At 49.3% G+C, this 19,229-nt stretch carries 14 protein-coding genes and 1 tRNA gene; 12 read left to right on the top strand and 3 right to left on the bottom strand.

Annotated elements, in window-relative coordinates:
* Positions 1–42 precede the first annotated feature (42 nt).
* Entirely contained in the window at positions 43–843 is an 801-nt protein-coding gene (locus tag LQE92_RS13360; RefSeq protein WP_147597034.1) for an ABC transporter permease, read from the bottom strand.
* Positions 836–1,603 carry an ABC transporter ATP-binding protein gene (locus LQE92_RS13355; protein ID WP_231063439.1) on the bottom strand — a complete coding sequence of 256 codons (768 nt, stop codon included), beginning with the start codon at positions 1,601–1,603 and terminating at the stop codon, positions 836–838. The genes LQE92_RS13360 and LQE92_RS13355 overlap by 8 nt, the downstream gene beginning before the upstream one ends.
* Before the next feature lie 132 nt (positions 1,604–1,735).
* On the opposite strand from LQE92_RS13355, the gene vanR reads away from it, so the two are divergent.
* The 9 genes from vanR (at position 1,736) to asd (ending at position 13,583) form a co-directional block, all read left to right on the top strand.
* On the top strand, positions 1,736–2,440 hold the full coding sequence (gene vanR / locus LQE92_RS13350) for a VanR-ABDEGLN family response regulator transcription factor (RefSeq protein WP_231063493.1): 705 nt from the start codon (positions 1,736–1,738) through the stop codon (positions 2,438–2,440).
* Positions 2,430–3,524, top strand: coding sequence for a sensor histidine kinase (locus tag LQE92_RS14720; RefSeq protein WP_408611461.1), 1,095 nt, complete (start codon positions 2,430–2,432; stop codon positions 3,522–3,524). The genes vanR and LQE92_RS14720 overlap by 11 nt, the downstream gene beginning before the upstream one ends.
* Before the next feature lie 155 nt (positions 3,525–3,679).
* Positions 3,680–4,723, top strand: a complete 1,044-nt coding sequence (gene vanG, locus LQE92_RS13340) for a D-alanine--D-serine ligase VanG (protein WP_231063438.1) — start codon at positions 3,680–3,682, stop codon at positions 4,721–4,723.
* A 3-nt stretch (positions 4,724–4,726) separates the two neighbouring features.
* A complete protein-coding gene (locus LQE92_RS13335; protein WP_231063437.1) occupies positions 4,727–5,488 on the top strand; it encodes a M15 family metallopeptidase in 762 nt (253 codons plus the stop codon).
* 1 nt (position 5,489) lies between these two features.
* Complete coding sequence (vanT, locus tag LQE92_RS13330; protein WP_231063436.1) at positions 5,490–7,634, top strand: serine racemase VanT catalytic subunit; 2,145 nt, start codon at positions 5,490–5,492, stop codon at positions 7,632–7,634.
* 100 nt (positions 7,635–7,734) lie between these two features.
* A tRNA-Thr gene (locus tag LQE92_RS13325) sits at positions 7,735–7,807 on the top strand.
* Between the two features lie 197 nt (positions 7,808–8,004).
* Positions 8,005–9,642 carry a site-specific DNA-methyltransferase gene (locus LQE92_RS13320; protein WP_231063435.1) on the top strand — a complete coding sequence of 546 codons (1,638 nt, stop codon included), beginning with the start codon at positions 8,005–8,007 and terminating at the stop codon, positions 9,640–9,642.
* Between the two features lie 27 nt (positions 9,643–9,669).
* Positions 9,670–12,321, top strand: coding sequence for a DEAD/DEAH box helicase (locus LQE92_RS13315; RefSeq protein WP_231063434.1), 2,652 nt, complete (start codon positions 9,670–9,672; stop codon positions 12,319–12,321).
* Positions 12,322–12,491: 170 nt separating this feature from the next.
* Positions 12,492–13,583, top strand: a complete 1,092-nt coding sequence (asd, locus tag LQE92_RS13310; protein WP_231063433.1) for an aspartate-semialdehyde dehydrogenase — start codon at positions 12,492–12,494, stop codon at positions 13,581–13,583.
* Positions 13,584–13,679: 96 nt separating this feature from the next.
* Here asd and LQE92_RS13305 read toward each other — a convergent pair whose 3' ends face one another.
* On the bottom strand, positions 13,680–14,453 hold the full coding sequence (locus tag LQE92_RS13305; RefSeq protein WP_231063432.1) for a GNAT family N-acetyltransferase: 774 nt from the start codon (positions 14,451–14,453) through the stop codon (positions 13,680–13,682).
* A gap of 193 nt (positions 14,454–14,646) precedes the next feature.
* Here LQE92_RS13305 and LQE92_RS13300 point away from each other — a divergent pair, with 193 nt between their 5' ends.
* From LQE92_RS13300 to LQE92_RS13290, 3 genes are all read left to right on the top strand, one after another.
* Positions 14,647–15,687, top strand: coding sequence for an alcohol dehydrogenase (locus tag LQE92_RS13300; protein ID WP_408611464.1), 1,041 nt, complete (start codon positions 14,647–14,649; stop codon positions 15,685–15,687).
* 140 nt (positions 15,688–15,827) lie between these two features.
* Positions 15,828–16,172 (top strand): metalloregulator ArsR/SmtB family transcription factor, encoded by a 345-nt coding sequence (locus LQE92_RS13295; protein WP_408611463.1) that lies wholly within the window; start codon positions 15,828–15,830, stop codon positions 16,170–16,172.
* A 438-nt stretch (positions 16,173–16,610) separates the two neighbouring features.
* A complete protein-coding gene (locus tag LQE92_RS13290) occupies positions 16,611–19,217 on the top strand; it encodes a heavy metal translocating P-type ATPase (RefSeq protein WP_231063429.1) in 2,607 nt (868 codons plus the stop codon).
* Positions 19,218–19,229: the final 12 nt, after the last annotated feature.

The raw sequence follows: 19,229 nt of genomic DNA, 5'->3' as shown, positions 1-19,229 counted from the left end.
CGATTTATCTATTATATAGCGGTCGGAAGCGGCTGTCAATCTTCAATGACGCTTGACGTACCGCTTTTCCAGCATCCCGATGATGCGGTAAAGTCCCATGGAGATGATGCAGAGGATGACGATGCTCATCATCACAATATCCATCTTGAATACCTGGCTGCCATAGATGATCAGATAACCAAGGCCTTTGTCCGCCGCCAGAAATTCCCCGATGATGACGCCTACGAGACAGAGGCCGATGTTGACCTTCATGTTATTGATGATCAAAGGGACAGCGCTGGGGACAAGCACCTTTTTTAAGACATCCCTCTTTTTGCCGCCCAGAGTGTAGATGAGCTTGATCTTATCCTGGTCGACGCTTCGAAAGCCCGTGTGGAGTGTCATGATGGAGCCAAAAACGGCCACGGAAATGGCCGCCACGACGATGGTCTTCACATTGTTGCCCAGCCATACGATTAGTACGGGGGCGAGCGCTGATTTCGGAAGGCTGTTGAGCATTACCAGATACGGTTCCAAGAGCTCCGATAAGGTGGGGCTTAACCAGAGCAGCATGGCGGCCAGGAGGCCGATGGCCATGACCAGGAAAAAGCTGCCGATGGTCTCGGCCAGTGTTACGCCGATATGGCGGAAAATGCTGAAATCTTCTGTCATTTGAATGAAACAGGTTATCATGCGGGATGGACTGCTGAATATAAAATCATTCAAAAGGCCGATGCGGGCGGTGAGCTCCCAGGCCCCGATGAACAGGATAAATAAAAGAATCTGTCCGATAAGAACGAGGCGTTTGTGACGGGAGCGCGCCCTCAGGTAGGCCACTTGGGCTTTGGAGAGGGAATTATCCATTGGATTTGAGCTCCTTCCATATTTCTTCAAAATAGCCGCTGAACTGAGGCGAGCTGCGTCTCTTCAAGGGAGAGTCATAGATTTCGTCAAAGTGCAGAGGCAGAATTTTTTTGATACGGGCAGGGCGGTCTGAAAGAATGACTACCTTGTCTGCCAGCGTAATGGCCTCCGAAAGGTCATGGGTGACCAGAACAGCGGTTTTATGCTCCTTGCGGATGATGCTGCCGATATCGTCGCCCACTTCCAGCCTCGTCTGGTAATCCAGAGCGGAAAATGGTTCGTCGAGAAGCAGGATATCAGGCTCCAGTGCCAGAGTGCGGATGAGCGCGGCCCTTTGGCGCATCCCCCCGGATAAAGAAGATGGAGGGGCGTCTTTAAAAGCCGACAGGCCATAGGTGTCAAGCATGGAATCCACGCCGGCCCGGGTATTGGAGGTTAAGTTGTGCTTGATCTCCAGACCCAGGAGCACGTTGTCATAGACCGTTCGCCATTCAAAAAGGTGGTCTCTCTGAAGCATATAGCCGATGTTGGCGCCGGAGGTGCCCTGAGCTTTCCCAAACAGTCGTATTTCTCCTGATTCCGGCTTTAAAAGGCCGCTGATTAGGGACAGGAGCGTTGTTTTTCCACAGCCGGAAGGACCCACGATCGCTACGAATTCTCCGGGGTTGACCGCCAGAGAGATGTCATAGAGTGCGGATGTCTCACCGTCCAGTGAATGATAGGAAAAACATACATGTATGAATTCAAGGATAGGTTCCATAGTATTCCTCCGTTTCTTCATACATTATCATATGGAGAGAGGAAAGCAGGGGTGACTGTTCCGTTGATTTCAAAGGGGAGATATGTTAGAATGGGGGGAACGACCAAGCGGCAGGAGGAAGGCGGCGGAAGGATGAAAGAACAGATATTATTGGTGGACGACGAAAAAGAGATCGCGGATCTGGTGGAAGTATATTTGAAGAATGACGGCTATTCTGTAAAGAAGTTCTATAATGGAAAGGACGCCTTGGCCTGTATGGAAGAGGGCGGGCTTGATCTGGCGGTTCTGGATGTGATGCTGCCGGATATAGATGGTTTCAAGATTCTCCAAAAAATACGGGAGAAATATTTTTATCCGGTTATCATGCTGACAGCAAAGGGAGAGGATATGGATAAGATCATGGGACTCACCTTAGGGGCGGATGACTATATTACAAAACCCTTTAATCCTCTGGAGGTGGTCGCGCGGGTCAAGACTCAGCTCAGGCGGTATAAAAGCTACAATCACGTAGGACAGGCAGAAGAAGAGGAGAGACAGGAGCATGACATCCGGGGACTTACGATAAACCGTGATACCCATGAGTGCTTTTTGTATGATAAGCCGGTATGCCTTACGCCGTTGGAGTTTTCCATCCTCTGGTATTTATGTGAGCATAAAGGAAAGGTAGTGCCCTCAGAGGAATTGTTTGAGGCCGTGTGGGGAGAGAGATATCTGGAAAACAACAACAATACAGTGATGGCGCATATCGGACGGCTCAGGGAAAAGCTGAATGAGCCTCCGAAAAGGCCGCGGTTTATTAAAACAGTATGGGGAGTTGGATATAAAATTGAAGAATAATAAAAAGAACCTGAGCGGCGGCCTGGCGGGACGGCTGTTCCTCAGGATGATAATCGCCCTGTTTTCCTATACCGTGCTTGGGATAATCGGCTATTTTCTGGCCATTAACATATTTAGCTTCAGAACCTGGTCAGGGGACGAGCTTCTTTACCGGATTGCCAGATGGTTCGACATGCGGAGAGATTTATTTGCCCTTGCCTATATCGTGATAGGATATATCGGCATCTTCCTGTATTATTGGAGAAAACCTTTTTCCTATTTCCAGGAGGTGGCTGATGCGGCAGAAGTGATCTATAAGCAGGATGACAGCATGGTGAGCCTTTCGGCTCCCTTAAAAGATCTGGAAAATCAGATGAACCAGATCAAGGTAAGCGTCCTGAACAATGAGCGGATCGCAAGAGAAGCAGAACAAAGGAAAAACGATCTGGTCACATATCTGGCCCACGATCTGAAGACACCGATCACGTCTGTTATCGGTTATCTGACTCTGCTTAAGGATGAGCCTCAGATTTCGGAAGAAATGCGGAACCGTTATATTTCCATCGCCAGAGAAAAGGCAGAACGTCTGGATGATCTCATTAACGAATTTTTTGACATCACCCGTTTTAACCTATCCCATATTACGCTGGAAAAGTCCGAGGTACATTTGATCCGTATGCTGAATCAGCTGATATATGAATTCAAGCCTATGCTGAGGGAAAAGAATTTGAATTGTGTGCTTCAGAGTCCCGAGGATCTGCGTATCTATTGCGACCCGGATAAGCTGCAGAGGGTATTTGATAATCTGCTCCGCAATGCGGTCAATTACAGCCATGAGGATTGTACGATCCGAATCCGGGTGGAAGAGATGCCGAATCAGGTGAAGCTGTCTTTTATCAATGACGGGGACCAGATATCGGAGGAGAAGCTTAAGAGGATATTTGAACAGTTTTACAGACTGGATAATTCCAGATCCACAAAAAGCGGCGGAGCAGGTCTTGGACTGGCCATTGCAAAAGAGATCGTCGAGCTGCACGGAGGCCAGATATCGGCATACAGTGAGGATAATATCATCCGCTTTGATGTGACGCTTCCGCGGCTGTAGGAAAATTGTAAGAATTTGATCAGAAAAGAATCGGATTTCCATAGGATGGATAATAAGAACAGCAACCGCTGTCCTGGTATGATGAAACTACCAGGACGGCGGTTGTTTTTTTATTAATAAGACGGCTTGTTCTATGAAAGAAAAGGAGAAAAGACATGAAAAAAACGATAGCGGTTATATTCGGCGGATGCTCTACAGAATATCCGGTTTCCCTCCAGTCCGCGTATGCGGTGCTCACCCACATGAACACAGAAAAATATCAGGTGATACCGGTAGGGATTACGCAGAATGGAGATTGGTTTCGGTATATGGGGGCTTTTGAAGATATCCCGTCGGATCAATGGCACGTTAAAAACGAAGCCTGCAGGAAGGCTTTCCTCTCTCCGGAGCGTTCTGTCCATGGTATCGTAGAAGAAAGTGATGACGGAATCTGCCGCATCTATGTGGACGCGGTATTTCCGGTGCTCCACGGAAAAAACGGAGAAGATGGAACGGTACAGGGATTGGCTGAACTGGCAGGTATTCCCCTTATCGGGTGCGGGACGTTTGCGTCTGCTCTCTGCATGGACAAATACCGGGCGCACCAGCTGGCTGCCCAGGCCGGCGTAGCAGTGCCGAAAGCTGTCGTTTTGGAAAAGAGACTGGAAAAAGCAGAGCTCTACGAGAAGACAAAGGATTTGGAATATCCGCTGTTTGTGAAGCCGGTGAGGGCGGGATCATCCTTTGGAATCACAAAGGCGGACAGGAGGACGCAGCTTTCAGCCGCGGTGGAAGCAGCGTTTCAGCATGACCGGGAAGTCATCATTGAAGAGGATGTGGAAGGCTTTGAAGTAGGCTGCGCCGTAATGGGAAAAGAAGAACTGATCTTAGGAAGAGTGGATGAGATCGAACTTTCAGAAGGCTTTTTCGACTATACAGAGAAGTATACTCTGAAAACTTCCAAAATCCATATGCCGGCCAGAATCGACGGAGAGACGGAAAAACGGATTCAATTGTGCGCGAAGACCATATACCGGGCTTTGGACTGCTCCGGATTTGCCAGGGTGGACATGTTTCTGACTCCAAACGGCCAGATAGTGTTCAATGAAGTAAACACCATACCGGGCTTTACTGCTCACAGCCGTTTTCCCAATATGCTGAAAGGTATTGGAATGTCTTTTGAGGTGATTTTGGAAACGCTCATGGCACAGGAGGTGTGAGACATGAGAGAGATGGTACTGCCCGGCCGGTCTGTTCGCGGGGGGAATTTGATCTTAGTGAATGAAAAACATCCGATCGCGGGAGAGATGCGGTTTTCCTGTGTGCCTGTGGACAGCAGGTACCCGGGAATCCTGCTTCATACAAGGGCTTCCTCCTGCCTGGCCCAGCTTTTAAAGGAAATTCGGTCCGAGGGAAAGATCGTGCCGGTGAGCGGCTATCGGCCGAAAGCGGAGCAAGAGCAGATATTTAAAGATTCCGTTGCAGAAAACGGATGGGAGTTCACCAGAAAATATGTGGCCCTTCCAGACCACAGCGAGCATCAGACGGGACTGGCCATCGATTTGGGACTTAATCAGGAGAACATTGATTTCATACGTCCGGAGTTTCCATATGACGGTGTCGGCGGGGAGTTTAGAAAACGGGCTGCCAGATATGGTTTTGTAGAAAGATATCCGGAAGGAAAAGAGGATGTGACGGGAATTGGCGGGGAACCGTGGCATTTCCGATACGTAGGATATCCTCATTCTGAGATCATGGAAGTACAAGGACTCTGCCTGGAGGAATATACCGAATTCATAAAAAATTATCCCTATGGCGGGAAGCATCTGAGAACCGGCAGTCGGGACAAAGAAATAGAGATATTTTACGTACCGGATGAGGCAGCGGAGAGCTCGTCAGTGAAGGTGACGGTGGCGGACAACGCCATAGCGGAAAGCTCGGGAAACAATGTGGACGGATGGGTCGTGACACTATGGAGGCAATAAGATGAAAGGAGAAAAAGCATATTCCGGCATAGACGGGTTCCGGATCGCCGCCGCGCTGTTGGTCGCAGCTATTCACATTTCCCCCCTTGCCGCCTGGAACGGGACCGGTGATTTTATTCTGACACGGGTTGTTGCCCGGGTTGCAGTTCCCTTTTTCTTTATGACTTCCGGTTTTTTTCTGGCAAAAGGAACAGAAAGGCGTATGGAGAAGCTGGCGGCTTTTACAAAAGCCACACTGCGGTTGTATTTGATATCTATGATTTTTTACCTGCCGCTTAATCTCTATATGGGATACTTCAATACAAAATTGTTTTTGCCGGAGTTTCTGAAGGATATTCTGTTTGACGGAACCTTATATCATTTGTGGTACTTTCCGGCCGCCATCGCCGGGGCCTGGGTATCGGTGCTCCTTATCCGCAGGATTGGCTGTAAAAAGGCGTTTATTGCTGCGGTCTGTCTCTATGCAGTTGGTCTTTTGGGGGACAGCTACTACGGTCTGTCGGCAAAGGCCCCAATTTTAAAGACATTCTACGACAATGTGTTTGCCGTCACCGATTACACACGGAATGGGATTTTTTATGCGCCTGTGTTTTTTGTCATGGGGGCCTGGACAGCAGAAAACGAGGGAAGGAGGAGCAAAAGGGGAGGTCTTTCATATTTCCTTGGTTTTCTGCTCATGCTGATTCTGATGACTTCAGAGGGCCTGATCCTCCGGGAGTTCGGCCTCCAGCGGCATGACAGTATGTATATACTTCTTATTCCTTGTATGTATTTGCTGTTCCGGTGGCTCCTTTTCTTTCGGGGAAGAAGAAGGGAAATGCTCCGGGATATGTCCATGGTCATCTATATCGTCCATCCCATGATGATCGTTGTGGTGAGGATGGCAGCGAAGCTGCTTTCCATACAAACATATTTGACGGAAAATCCCATGGTGCTTTATCTGGCCGTTCTGCTTCTGTCCGGCCTGGCCGGTATCCTATACTGTAGGATCATACGGGAATGGAAGAAGCATCATCCTGTGCATTTGCCGCCGGAAGGATGCCGCTCCTGGGTGGAGATCGACCAGGGGTGTCTCAAGTATAATGCCAGAATCCTGCAGAAAAACATGCCTCAGGGCTGTCGGCTGATGGCAGTGGTAAAGGCGGGCGCATATGGACACGGAGACGCAGCGACTGCCAGATGCCTGAATCAGGCGGGGGTCAGGGCATTTGCAGCAGCGACCATAGATGAGGGAATCACACTGCGGAAGGAAGGCGTACAGGGAGAGATTCTGATACTTGGGTATACGCCTCCCTTCAGGGCGAAGGAACTCAGACGCTGGCGGCTGATGCAGACCGTCTGCGATTATGAGCATGCTCTGGCGCTGGAAAAGATGGGGACAAACCTGCAGGTCCACCTGGCGGTGGATTCAGGGATGCACCGGCTGGGAATCTCTGTGGACGATGTAAACCGCGCTGCGAAAGTCTTTCAGATGAAGCATCTGAAAATTACCGGTATTTTCACACATTTGTGCGCTACAGACAGCAGCAGACAGCAGGATGTAGAATTCACAGAAAGACAGATCGGAACGTTTTTTGGATTTTTAGAGGAATTGTCTGGACAAGGAATCGTGCTTCCGAAGATTCATGTACAGAGCAGCTACGGGTTTTTGAACTATCCGGACATTGACTGTGATTATGTGAGGGCCGGAATCATTTTATACGGGGCGGACAGCAGAACAGATACCTGCGTGAGAAGAAAACTGGATCTGAGACCGGCCCTGGCCCTTAAGTCCACAATAGCTTCGGTCAAAAAAGTATACGCCGGGGAAAGCGTGGGATACGACAGAGCATATACCGCACCATCCGACCGCGACATAGCAGTCGTTGCCATTGGATATGCGGATGGATATCCGAGAAGTCTGTCCTGCGGAAAGGGGAGTGTACTGATTAAAGGAAGACGGGCGCCGATAGTGGGGCGGATCTGCATGGATCAGATGATGATAGATGTGACCGGAATCCCGGGAATATCGGCAGGTGATACAGTGACGCTGATCGGAAAGGACGGGGAAGAAGAGATTCCCGCCAGTGAAGCTGCTGAGCAGGCGGGCAGTATTTCCAATGAGCTGCTGAGCAGGCTGGGCGGCCGGCTTACGTATCTGTCCTAAGTGTAAAAAACAGGGAAGAAAATGTTTGAGAATCGGTTGACAGGAAGAAATTCCTATAGTATATTAGTAACGTTGACAAGCTTTAACAGCTTGGAGACGTGCTTCCGTGGCTCAGTTGGTAGAGCAATTGATTCGTAATCAATAGGTCGCCGGTTCAAGTCCGGCCGGGAGCTTAGAGAGCCTGTGTCTGGCAGATGTCGGATGCAGGCTTTTTGGGTATGATAAAGATATATTTGGAATCATTTTCTCTGCCCTGCATTTAAAAAGGTATTCAAAGAAATTTTGCCGGATGAAAGTATTGTCTTTTTATGTTATAATTAGTCCGTAAAAAGCAGCAGGGAGTGCAGTCACCGCAGGAGGATCACACATCATGCCGACCTTGGAATGGATTGGAAAAGATAAAGTTGTAAGCTATCATCAGAAGGTGCCGTACCGTTTTCTGGAGCGGAAGTACAGCTTTGATGAGAACGGAAGTAAAAAAGAGGACAACGGAAGCGGCAATATGATTATCCGCGGAGATAATCTGGAGGCTTTGAAATCGCTCCTCCCTCAATATACGTCCAGCGTTAAATGCATCTATATCGACCCGCCCTATAATACGGGAAATGAGAAGTGGATATATAACGACAATGTAAACGACCCCAGAATGAGAAAGTGGCTCGGAGAAGCCGTCGGAAAGGAAGGGGAGGATCTGTCGCGCCATGATAAATGGCTTTGTATGATGTATCCGCGCCTCAGACTGCTGGAAAAACTGATGGCGCCGGAAGGGGCCATATTCATAAGCATCGACAACAATGAGAAATTTAATTTGAAGTTAATATGTGATGAAATATTCGGACCGGCCGGATTCGTTGCGGATATAGCCGTCATCAATAATCTGAAGGGACGGAGCGACGACAAATATATCGCCACAGCCCATGAAAGCCTTCTGATCTATCAGAAAGGAAGCTTTATCACCAGGGGAGTTTCGCTGCCGGAGGAATATGAAAAAGAATATAAGCTGTCTGACGAAAAAGGACGGTATCGGCTCCTGGGACTGAGAAAAAGAGGAAGCAATGCCAGGGAAAAGGACAGGCCCAATCTGTTTTACCCTATTTATTATCAGGAAGCTTCCGGAAAGCTGTCCCTGGAACCGGAGGATGGCTCTGTTAAGATACTGCCGAAGCTCTCCAACGGCGAAAACGGCACCTGGAGATGGGGGAAAAGTACGGTTCTGGAGCGGATTTCAGAACTGGAGGTCCGCCTGGTAAAAAAGAGGATGGAATACGACATTTTTCAAAAGGATTATCTGGAAAGGGAAGAAAAGCGCCGGGTCAAACCGAAATCTTTTTGGTCCGGCAGCGAGTTCGCCAGTGAGACCGGCACTCTTGAGATAAAGTCGATTCTTGGCAAAGGGCAGTTTGACACGCCAAAGCCCGTGGGGATCGTGGAATACTGCCTGCAGCAGGCGGCGGACGAAGATTCCATTGTGTTAGACAGCTTTGCCGGTTCCGGGACTACAGCCCATGCGGTATTGGATATGAACCGAAGGGACGGCGGAAACCGGAAATTTATTCTGGTGGAGATGATGGACTATGCGGAAAATGTGACGGCAGAGCGGGTCAAACGGGTGATCTCCGGCAGCGAGAAGACAAAAGGCCTGGGAGGGGACTTCAGCTTTTATGAGATAGGAGAGCCGCTGTTTTTAGACGGAGGGCGTCTCAACAGTCAGATAGATGAAGAAAAGCTTAAAGAGTATATCTGGTATACGGAGGCGGGGGACTCTTTTGGGAAAACCTGCGGCTGTGAAGATTCACGATATTATTTGGGGAAAAGTAAAGGTACTGCTTATTATCTGTATCATACAAAGGAGCAGGACGCCGTACTGAATTATGATTTTCTGACGAATATCCGGGAAAGGGCAGAGCATTATGTAATCTATTCGGACAGCTGCAGCCTGAGTGAAGCAGAGCTGTCCGAGTACCAGATCACTTTTAAAAAAGTGCCGAGAGACATAAAGAGGATTTGAGAAATTGTGGACAAAGGAGAAATGCGGATGGAAATAAAGAAATACCAGATTAAGGTCATAGAGAAGCTGCGCCGTTTTCTGGAGCTTTTGAGCAGGGAGGAGACAGTCTCAGAGGCATACAAAAAACTATGGGAGGAACAGGGAGTGGAACTGGGGCCCGCCGGTATGCCGGCCTATCAGAATATCATCCACAGGACGCCTCATGTATGCTTTAAGGTTCCGACCGGAGGAGGAAAGACATATCTGGCGTGCAATTCGCTGAAGCCGGTTTTTGATGCGCTGAATCCGGAACGGATAAAAGTGGCCGTATGGCTGGTGCCTACCGATACGATTTTGGAGCAGACGGTTGAATACCTTAAGGATACAAATCATCCCTACAGACAGAAAATAGACGGAGATTTTGGCGGACGGGTAGAAGTATATACGAAAGAAGAACTGCTCGGCGGAAAGAATTTCAACTACGGAACGGTGATCGAACAGCTGTCCATCCTGGTGCTTTCCTACGATTCTTTTCGGAGCAATCGAAAGGAAGGACGAAAGGCTTATCAGGAGAACAGCAGCCTGCTGTCCTTCCAGAGAGCTCTCGGCGAGCCGGAGCATGTAGTGGAGGGGGCCGATAAGACGTCGCTGATCCAGGTCATAAGTCAGCTGTCTCCCTTTGTGATCGTGGATGAGAGCCATCATGCGAGAAGCAGTCTGAGTCTGGAGATGCTGGAAAATTTTAATCCATGTTTTGTGCTGGATCTGACAGCCACCCCCCGGCCTGAGAGCAATATAATCGCGTATGTGGACGCGGCTCAGCTGAAAGGGGAGCACATGGTAAAGCTGCCGGTGGTGGTATATAACCGGGACAGCCAGACAGAAGTCATAGCGGATGCCATAGATCTGCGGAATAATCTGGAGAAACTGGCGGAGGAAGAGGAAAAGCGGAGCGGGAGATATATAAGGCCCATTGTATTGTTCCAGGCGCAGCCCAGGGGAAGAGAAGACAGCGCCACGTTCCAGAGGCTTAAAGAAAAACTCATAGCCAGCGGAGTGCCGGCCGGAGAGATCGCGATTAAGACTGCAGAAGTCAATGAGCTCAGGGACAAGGAGCTGACCGGGAAGGACTGCAGTATCCGGTATATCATCACAGTCAATGCACTGAAGGAAGGATGGGACTGTCCCTTTGCCTATGTTCTGGCGACGCTTGCCAATAAGACCTCCCGCGTGGATGTGGAGCAGGTCATTGGACGAATTCTGAGGCAGCCCTATACGAAGCAATGCGAGGTGCCTGCCCTTAACATGTCATATGTCCTGACTTCCTCCAACGATTTTCGAAATACTGTGGATGAGATTGTAAAGGGGCTTAACAGCTCCGGTTTCAGCAGCAGGGACTGCCGGGTATCGGGAGCGGATGAAGAAGCGGAAGGGGGAGAAACGTATGCCGGCGGAACGGATATAGGCCGGGGTTCCATAAGCGTGCAGGGAACAGAGACAGAAGAATTTCTGGACTTTGATGACCGGAAGCTGGAGAAGGAGCTGGAAAAACGAAGGGAACAGTATGAGCATCAGACGGAACAGCTGCCCTTATTTGGGGCCGAATCCATGCTGCAGGCGGCTGCAGAACAGCTGAAGGCGTATGAAAAGGAGATAAATGACACAAAAGGAGAAAGCTTTGACTGGCCGGAAGCCCCGCCCCAGGAGGTGAGAGACAGGATGAAGATCTTCCATATGAAGCCGGAATTTAAAAAAGAGGCTATGGCGCTGCAGATTCCGGTATTTTACCGCGAAACACCGTACAATATCATCACAGGCGCCAGCTGTGTGCCGCTTCGCCAGGAGCACCTGACGGAAGGATTTACATTGAAGGGCAAGCCATACGATATAAGGCTTGACCATATTTCTCAGGAATTGTACCGCGTGGATGTGGAAGGCTCTGAAGACGCCGTCCCCAAAGCGTTTAAAATGAACGAAAAGGAAAGGGCTTATTTCCGGGAGATATTATCCAGGCTGCCGGAAGAGAGGCGCATCCAGAATCATAAAGAGATCATATGCAAACATCTCAGCAGCCTGAATCAGGTGGATTCTCTGGAACTGGCGGAATATGTGGATCTGATCGTGGACAATATGGACCGGGACCAGCTGGCGGAGCTGGAAAAAATGGTCTTTGGATACGCGGAAGCTGTCAAAAAGAAAGTGCTTAGGCTGCTTAAGGAGCATCAGCTGAAGCAGTTTCAATTGTGGCTGGAGCAGGGAAAGATCACCTGTCGTCCCCATTACCGGCTGCCGGAGACAATCTCACCTATTCACGCGGTCACGTCCATAGGAATGTCCCTGTATACGGGAGAAGAAAGGATGAACAGTCTGGAGCATAAGATGGTCATGGCCCTTACCGGACTTGAGAATGTGGTATGGTGGCACAGGAATATCTCGAAACGGGGCCTGAATATCAGCGGCTTTGAGAACCACTTTCCGGACCTGCTCGTGTTTACGGACAAAGGGAATCTGATCGTCATCGAGACAAAAGGAGAATATTTGGAAAACTGGGACAGTAAGGACAAGTTGATGCTGGGACGGGCCTGGGAAAAAGCTGCTGGAAGCCGGTTTCGCTATTATATGGTGTTTGAAGAAAAGCATAACGACTGGGATGGAGCCGTGACCTTTGAAGAGTTTTTTAAGATAATCGAGGAGCTGTAAGCGAAGCGCTGCAGGGCAGCGTGAACAATTAATCTTCGTTTACCTGAAAAAAGTGCTTGCAATTTGCAGCAGTATGGTGTAGAATACTGCAAAGGAAAGACAGATGTGCGCGTAACAAAGACATGTCTGCACAGCTTGTCAAATATGATGAAATACGAGGAGAATATGAGATGGACAGGAAAGAGAAACTGAGAGTCGGTGTATTGGGCGCGACAGGTATGGTCGGCCAGCGTTTTATTTCCCTGCTGGAAAATCATCCCTGGTATGACGTGGTCACGGTGGCGGCGAGTCCCCGGAGCGCGGGCAGGGCCTATGAGGATGCGGTCGGAGAGCGCTGGAAGCTGGATACCCCCATGCCGGAAGGCGTGAAGAAGCTGGTGGTGAAGGACCTGCACAATATCGATGAGGTGGTCGCGGATGTGGACTTTGTATTCAGCGCCGTTGATATGACGAAGGATGAGATTCGTGCCATAGAAGAGGCTTATGCAAAAGCTGAGGTGCCTGTGGTCTCCAATAACAGTGCCCATCGGTGGACACCGGATGTGCCTATGATCATTCCGGAACTGAATCCGGAGCATGCAGAGGTAATCGATTCTCAGAAAAAACGTCTCGGAACAAAAAGGGGTTTTATTGCCGTAAAGCCCAATTGTTCGATTCAGAGCTATACTCCTGCGTTTCACGCGCTTCGCGAGTTTGGAATAAAGACAGCGGTGGTGACTACATATCAGGCTATTTCCGGTGCGGGCAAAACCTTCAAAGACTGGCCGGAGATGATTGACAATGTGATTCCCTATATAGGCGGCGAAGAAGAAAAATCGGAGCAGGAGCCTTTGAAAATTTGGGGAAAGGTAGAAGACGGCGTCATCAAGAAAGCGGAGGGACCGGTGATCACGTCCCAGTGTATCCGTGTTCCGGTGTCCAATGGACATACGGCGGCCGTATTTGTGACCTTTGATAAGAAGCCTTCTAAAGAAGAGATTCTGGACCGCTGGGCGAAGTTCGAAGGCGAGCCCCAGAAGCTTGGCCTTCCCAGCGCCCCGAAGCCGTTTCTCAAATATTTTGAGGAGGATAACCGCCCTCAGGCGAAGCTGGACCGCGACTATGAAAACGGTATGGGTGTGACACTGGGCCGTCTGAGAGAGGATACGGTATTTGATTATAAATTCGTGGGATTGTCCCATAATACGGTCAGAGGAGCAGCGGGCGGCGCGATTCTCTGCGCGGAGCTTCTGACTGCGAAAGGATATATCACAAAGAAGTGATCATAAAATTATTTCAGGTTACCTATTTCATTATATAAGCAGTACCCCTAAGTAAAAGGACCGCTGGAATCTGGTCATCAGACTCCGGCGGTCCTTTTATTTATCCGGTTTGAAGAGATAAGCAGTATAAGCCGTATCCCGATGATAACCGAGTTTTTCGGCAAGGGAGACGGAACGAAGATCATGGGCGTCCCAGCTCGGATAGAGATTCCGTTCCATACATCGGAGGATCAGAAGAGAAGCGCAGGCACAGGCAAGCCCCTTGTTCCGATGCTCTTTTTTGGTATCCACTTCAATTTCTATGCCTCCCCGATAAACAGAATAGGAAGAGGCGCCGGAAACCAGACGGCCTTTATAAAGGGCGGCAGCTCCGATCCCCATGGACTGATATTGTTGGTAAGAAGAAAAATTGGAGCAGAGATCCCTGGACCATTCTTCTTCCCGGGCCATGTGATAAAGCGGTTCATCGATCATAGACAGCCGATAACCGTCAGGGACGGTGTTTACATAAGAGCGAAGCCGGTCACGGTCAAATATGCCCGGTTCTTTTTTTATGGAATACCTCTGGAACTTGGAAACGGAAGTTCCACATGTTTGTTCAATACATGTTTCCCATGGAGGACCTTGAGGAATGAGCAGCGCCGGGTAATGAGAAAGATTCTCTGAAAGAGAAGGAATCAGCTCCGGACAAGGAATGCCCGCCAGACAACAAAAATCTCCAACGATGATTCTGGCAGAACGGGGAGATTCTGCCGAGTCGGCCCATGCTTCTCCCATATAACCCTGCAGGCAGGACCAGATCATAGTTTCGTTCCAGCCGTCAAAGAGGGGAAGAATAGAATCAATATTATCACGTTCAATGGGTACCATTTTATACCTCCTTAATAGAGTTCTTTTCATCATAACAGAAACGCAAGAACATGTAAACTCATGAAAGAAAAGGAAACTGGACTTGCTCGAACGGCTCTGATATACTGTATACAGGACAAATTTTTCAGCAGAACAGGTAAGGCTGGGAAGAAACAGGATAGTTAGGAGAACAGATATGCGGGAGAAGGAAAAGATGCTGGCTGTGGTCTATGGAGGCAGAGAAAATGTGACGCTGCAGACAAGGGAGCGTCCGATTATCCAAGATAAAGGAGACGCCATTGTAAAAGTGACCCTTACTACTATATGCTCCAGCGATATCCATATTAAGCACGGAGCGGTCCCGCGGGCGGTGCCTGGGGTCATACTTGGTCACGAATTCATAGGAACCGTGGCTGAAACCGGAGAAGCGGTGAAAAAAGTAAAGATCGGAGATCGGGTGGCTGTAAATGTGGAGACGTTCTGTGGAGAATGTTTTTACTGCAAAAGAGGATTTGTGAATAATTGCACCAATGATAACGGTGGATGGGCACTGGGATGCAGAATAGACGGAGGGCAGGCAGAGTATGTCAGGATACCTTTTGCCGACAACACTCTGACTGTCATTCCTAAGAACGTGACAGACGAACAGGCTCTGTTTACGGGAGATATCCTGTCCACGGGCTACTGGGCGGCAAAGCTGGGAGAGCTTAAGCCCGCTGATACGGTGGTGGTCATTGGAGCCGGCCCTACTGGATTGTGTACGATGATGTGCGCCAGGCTGTACAGTCCGTCAAAGATCATTGCATTGGACACAGACAGGAAAAGGCTGGAGACTGCGAAAGAGCAGGGGCTGGCGGATATAATTCTGTCCCCCGGGAAAGAAGATTTAGTAAAGAGAATTCTGGAAGAGACTCATGGAAGAGGCGCTGACGCTGTATTTGAGACGGCAGGCGGCAGTGATACATTTAAACTGGCCTGGAAGACGGCGAGGCCGAACGCGGTCGTGGTCGTAGTGGCGATGTATGAAGAGGAGCAGATTCTTCCTCTTCCCCAAATGTACGGAAAAAATCTTACCTTTAAGACCGGAGGAGTGGATGGAAGCGACTGCCAGGAGATTATGGATCTGATAGCCTGCGGCAGGATGGATCCCAGCTTCCTGATCACCCACAGATGCCGCCTGAAAGAAATCATGGAGGCGTATGATATATTTGAAAATAAAAGAGAAAATGTTTTGAAATTTGCTGTAAAACCTTGAGTCTAAAAGCTTCGCCTGGGGAATCTGGTTGACAGTTTTCCAGACCGGTAGTAGACTTATGTTGTTGATAATCTGCCAGAATTCTATATTTTATATGATAAACGGAGGTAACATGGATGAAACAAAAGGAAGAATTTGAGATGCCGGTCTGCGACTATATCCATGCAAATCCCGAATTGATCGCTTCTTTAAAAAAGCAGACGCCGGACGAAAAAATACTCGTGCGCCTGGCTGAGTTATTCAAGATTTTCGGTGACCCCACCAGGGTCAAGATTTTATATGTTCTTCTAGAGCATGAGATGTGCGTATGTGATATCGCTCAGCTCCTTGGCATGAGTCAAAGCTCCATTTCGCATCAGCTCCGAATATTAAAGCAGAGTTCCCTGGTGAAATTCCGGCGCGACGGAAAGACCGTATTTTATTCGCTGGCGGACGAACATGTGATGACGATATTAAATCAGGGTTTCGATCATGTGACAGAATAGGGAATTCCCTTTCTGTCACTTTTTATATTATGCGCAATAGGCGAGTTTTGATGTGAGTTTAATTAAAACGATATACCTTTGAATATCTTTCAAACAAATTTATCTTTGCAAATCAGAGGAAACAGGAGGAAGTCCGTTTCCATCCAGGCGGCTCGCGGGCCCTGGGGATATCCAATCCTTTTCTGGAATCAGGAATATGGCGCATATCTGTAACGGTGCGGCAGACAGGGCGCCGGCAGAACCGAAATCGTGACGGTTCGGAACTTCTGCCGGTGTTTAACCGGAACTTGATCGGAGCTAACTATAAATGATTCCAAAAAGTATTTTGTATCATATTTCCGAATCTTTTTTCAAAATGTGTTGACAATAAGCGAAAGAACGTTTATGATGGTGATATACCTGATGGGGGTATATGAATGACTGGAAAGGAAAAGCCATATGAAACAGAAATTTAATGTGACTGGAATGAGCTGTTCTTCCTGTTCTGCCAATGTGGAGAAGAGTGTCAGAAAGCTGCCAGGTGTGAAGACAGCGGCGGTTAATCTGCTGTCAAACAGTCTTGTGGTAGAATATGAGGAGACCGCGCTCGACGATGATGCGATCATCGCCGCGGTGGTCCATGCGGGCTATGGCGCTTCCGTGGCGGGCAAGGAGAGCGGAAAGAAAAAGGGCGGAGATGTCAAAGAGAAGAATCCCGTAGAGGAACAGCTTAAGAACATGAAATACCGTCTGATCGTTTCCATCTGTTTTATGATTCCGCTCATGTATGTATCCATGGGGCATATGATCGGACTGCCTCTGCCCGGTTTTTTATCCGGACATCAGAATGCCGTGGGATACGGTATGACGCAGTTCCTTCTGACGCTGCCGGTCATGTATGTGAACCGGAAATATTATCAGGTGGGCTTCAAAGCATTATGGCACAGGGCTCCCAATATGGATTCCCTGATAGCTATCGGATCGGGTGCTGCGCTGGTCCATGGGATCGCAGCCATTTATATGATGGGATATGGACTTGGCATACAGGATATGGAGCTGGTGGCCAGCTACCATATGGATCTTTACTTTGAATCCGTATCCATGATCCTGACCTTGATCACCGTAGGAAAATATCTGGAGACCAGATCCAAGAGCAAGACCAGCGACGCTATATCGAAGCTTTATGATCTGGCTCCTAAGACGGCCACTGTAGTACGTGACGGAAAAGAGGAAGAGATCCTGGTGGAAGAAGTAGTCGCCGGGGATATTCTCGCAGTCCGACCCGGACAGAGCATCCCGGTGGACGGGGTGATCGTAGAAGGCCAGGCATCCGTTGACCAGTCTGCCCTGACCGGAGAAAGTATTCCGGTAGAAAAGGGAGAGGGAGATACGGTGATCGCGGCTACCATAAACAAAAATGGATATTTTACCTTTCGCGCAACGAGAGTCGGGAACGATACCACCCTGGCGAAGATCATTCAGCTGGTGGAAGATGCCAACAGTTCCAAAGCCCCCATTGCCAAATTGGCTGACAAGATTGCAGGAGTGTTTGTGCCTGTGGTCATCACCATCGCTCTGTTGGCCACCATCATCTGGGTTCTTGTGGGCGCGGCTTTTGGATTCGCGTTGTCCATCGGTATTTCTGTATTGGTGATTTCGTGTCCCTGTGCCCTCGGGCTTGCCACACCGGTAGCGATCATGGTCGGGACCGGCAAGGGAGCTGAGAACGGAATCTTGATCAAGTCGGCAGAATCCCTGGAAGTGGTCCATTCTGTAAAAACGGTTGTAATGGATAAGACAGGGACGATCACGGAAGGAAAACCGAAGGTGACAGATATTCTGCCTCTGGAGCCGAAATCTTTGGATGGAAGGAAAGAAAAGCTGGATGAGAACAGCCTGCTGCTGCTGGCAGCTTCTTTGGAAAAACCTTCGGAGCATCCGCTGGCGGAAGCTATTGTAGAAGAGGCGGAAGACAGAGGACTCGAGTTTTTGCAGACGGATGGGTTCCAGGCAGTTTCTGGCAGAGGGATAAAAGCGGCGCTCTCGGGAAAAGCGTGCCTGGCCGGAAATCAGAGCTTTATGGAAGAAAACGGAGTAGATGTGGCTCAGGCAGAATCCACCGCCCATCGGCTGGCTGAGGAAGGAAAGACACCGCTGTTTTTTGCCAGAGACGGCGTCCTCTGCGGCATCATAGGAGTAGCCGATGTAGTGAAGCCCACCAGTGAACAGGCCATCAAGGAGCTGGAACACATGGGGATTGAGGTGGTCATGTTGACCGGCGACAATGAGAGAACGGCCAACGCCATCAAGAACCAGCTGGGGATCAGCAAGGTCATTGCTGAGGTGATGCCCCAGGATAAGGAAAAGGCAGTCCGGGATATACAGGAGTCAGGCAGACGTGTCGCCATGGTTGGAGACGGCATCAACGATGCGCCGGCTCTGGCAAGGGCCGATGTGGGCATTGCTATCGGAGCAGGTACGGATGTGGCCATGGAATCCGCGGATATCGTCCTTATGAAGAGCGATCTTTTGGATGTGGTGACAGCGATCCAGCTGAGCAAATCCGTACTGCGTAATATAAAGGAGAATCTGTTCTGGGCCTTTTTCTACAATAGTATCGGCATTCCCCTGGCAGCCGGTGTGTTTTATAATCTGCTGCAGTGGAAGTTAAATCCCATGTTTGCGGCCGCCGCCATGAGTCTTAGCTCTGTCTGCGTCGTCAGCAACGCGCTGCGCCTCAAAGGTTTCCGGACGAAGTTTGCTTTTCATACGGAAGCGCCGGCAAAGGAGATTTCCTGTCCGGACGGTTCTTGTATCAGAAAACCCATAGAAGATAAGAAAAAAGGAGAAGATGAGACTATGAAGAAAATCATGAAGATTGAAGGAATGAGCTGCAACCACTGTAAAATGAGTGCGGAGAAAGCGCTGAACGCTATAGACGGCGTGACGGCTGTGGTGGATCTGGAAAAGAAGCTGGCAGAGATCACCATTGAAAAAGAGGTGGCAGATGAAACCCTGAAGGCAGCCATCGTAGAGGCCGGCTTCGAACCCGGCGAGATTCAATAAAATTCGTGTTTA

The sequence above is a fragment of the Lientehia hominis genome, assembly GCF_021044755.1.
In the GTDB taxonomy this organism is placed as follows: Bacteria; Bacillota; Clostridia; order Lachnospirales; family Lachnospiraceae; genus Lientehia; species Lientehia hominis.
This window is presented reverse-complemented; position numbering and strand designations above follow the sequence as displayed.

Excerpts from the sequence above, each read along its gene's own strand:
- LQE92_RS13360 (WP_147597034.1), bottom strand. The coding sequence starts at position 843 with ATGGATAATTCCCTCTCCAAAGCCCAAGTGGCCTACCTGAGGGCGCGC.
- LQE92_RS13335 (WP_231063437.1), top strand. The coding sequence starts at position 4,727 with ATGAGAGAGATGGTACTGCCCGGCCGGTCTGTTCGCGGGGGGAATTTG.
- LQE92_RS13355 (WP_231063439.1), bottom strand. The coding sequence starts at position 1,603 with ATGGAACCTATCCTTGAATTCATACATGTATGTTTTTCCTATCATTCA.
- vanT (WP_231063436.1), top strand. The coding sequence starts at position 5,490 with ATGAAAGGAGAAAAAGCATATTCCGGCATAGACGGGTTCCGGATCGCC.
- LQE92_RS13295 (WP_408611463.1), top strand. The coding sequence starts at position 15,828 with ATGCCGGTCTGCGACTATATCCATGCAAATCCCGAATTGATCGCTTCT.
- LQE92_RS13290 (WP_231063429.1), top strand. The coding sequence starts at position 16,611 with ATGAAACAGAAATTTAATGTGACTGGAATGAGCTGTTCTTCCTGTTCT.
- LQE92_RS13300 (WP_408611464.1), top strand. The coding sequence starts at position 14,647 with ATGCTGGCTGTGGTCTATGGAGGCAGAGAAAATGTGACGCTGCAGACA.
- LQE92_RS13320 (WP_231063435.1), top strand. The coding sequence starts at position 8,005 with ATGCCGACCTTGGAATGGATTGGAAAAGATAAAGTTGTAAGCTATCAT.
- asd (WP_231063433.1), top strand. The coding sequence starts at position 12,492 with ATGGACAGGAAAGAGAAACTGAGAGTCGGTGTATTGGGCGCGACAGGT.
- vanG (WP_231063438.1), top strand. The coding sequence starts at position 3,680 with ATGAAAAAAACGATAGCGGTTATATTCGGCGGATGCTCTACAGAATAT.
- LQE92_RS13305 (WP_231063432.1), bottom strand. The coding sequence starts at position 14,453 with ATGGTACCCATTGAACGTGATAATATTGATTCTATTCTTCCCCTCTTT.
- vanR (WP_231063493.1), top strand. The coding sequence starts at position 1,736 with ATGAAAGAACAGATATTATTGGTGGACGACGAAAAAGAGATCGCGGAT.
- LQE92_RS13315 (WP_231063434.1), top strand. The coding sequence starts at position 9,670 with ATGGAAATAAAGAAATACCAGATTAAGGTCATAGAGAAGCTGCGCCGT.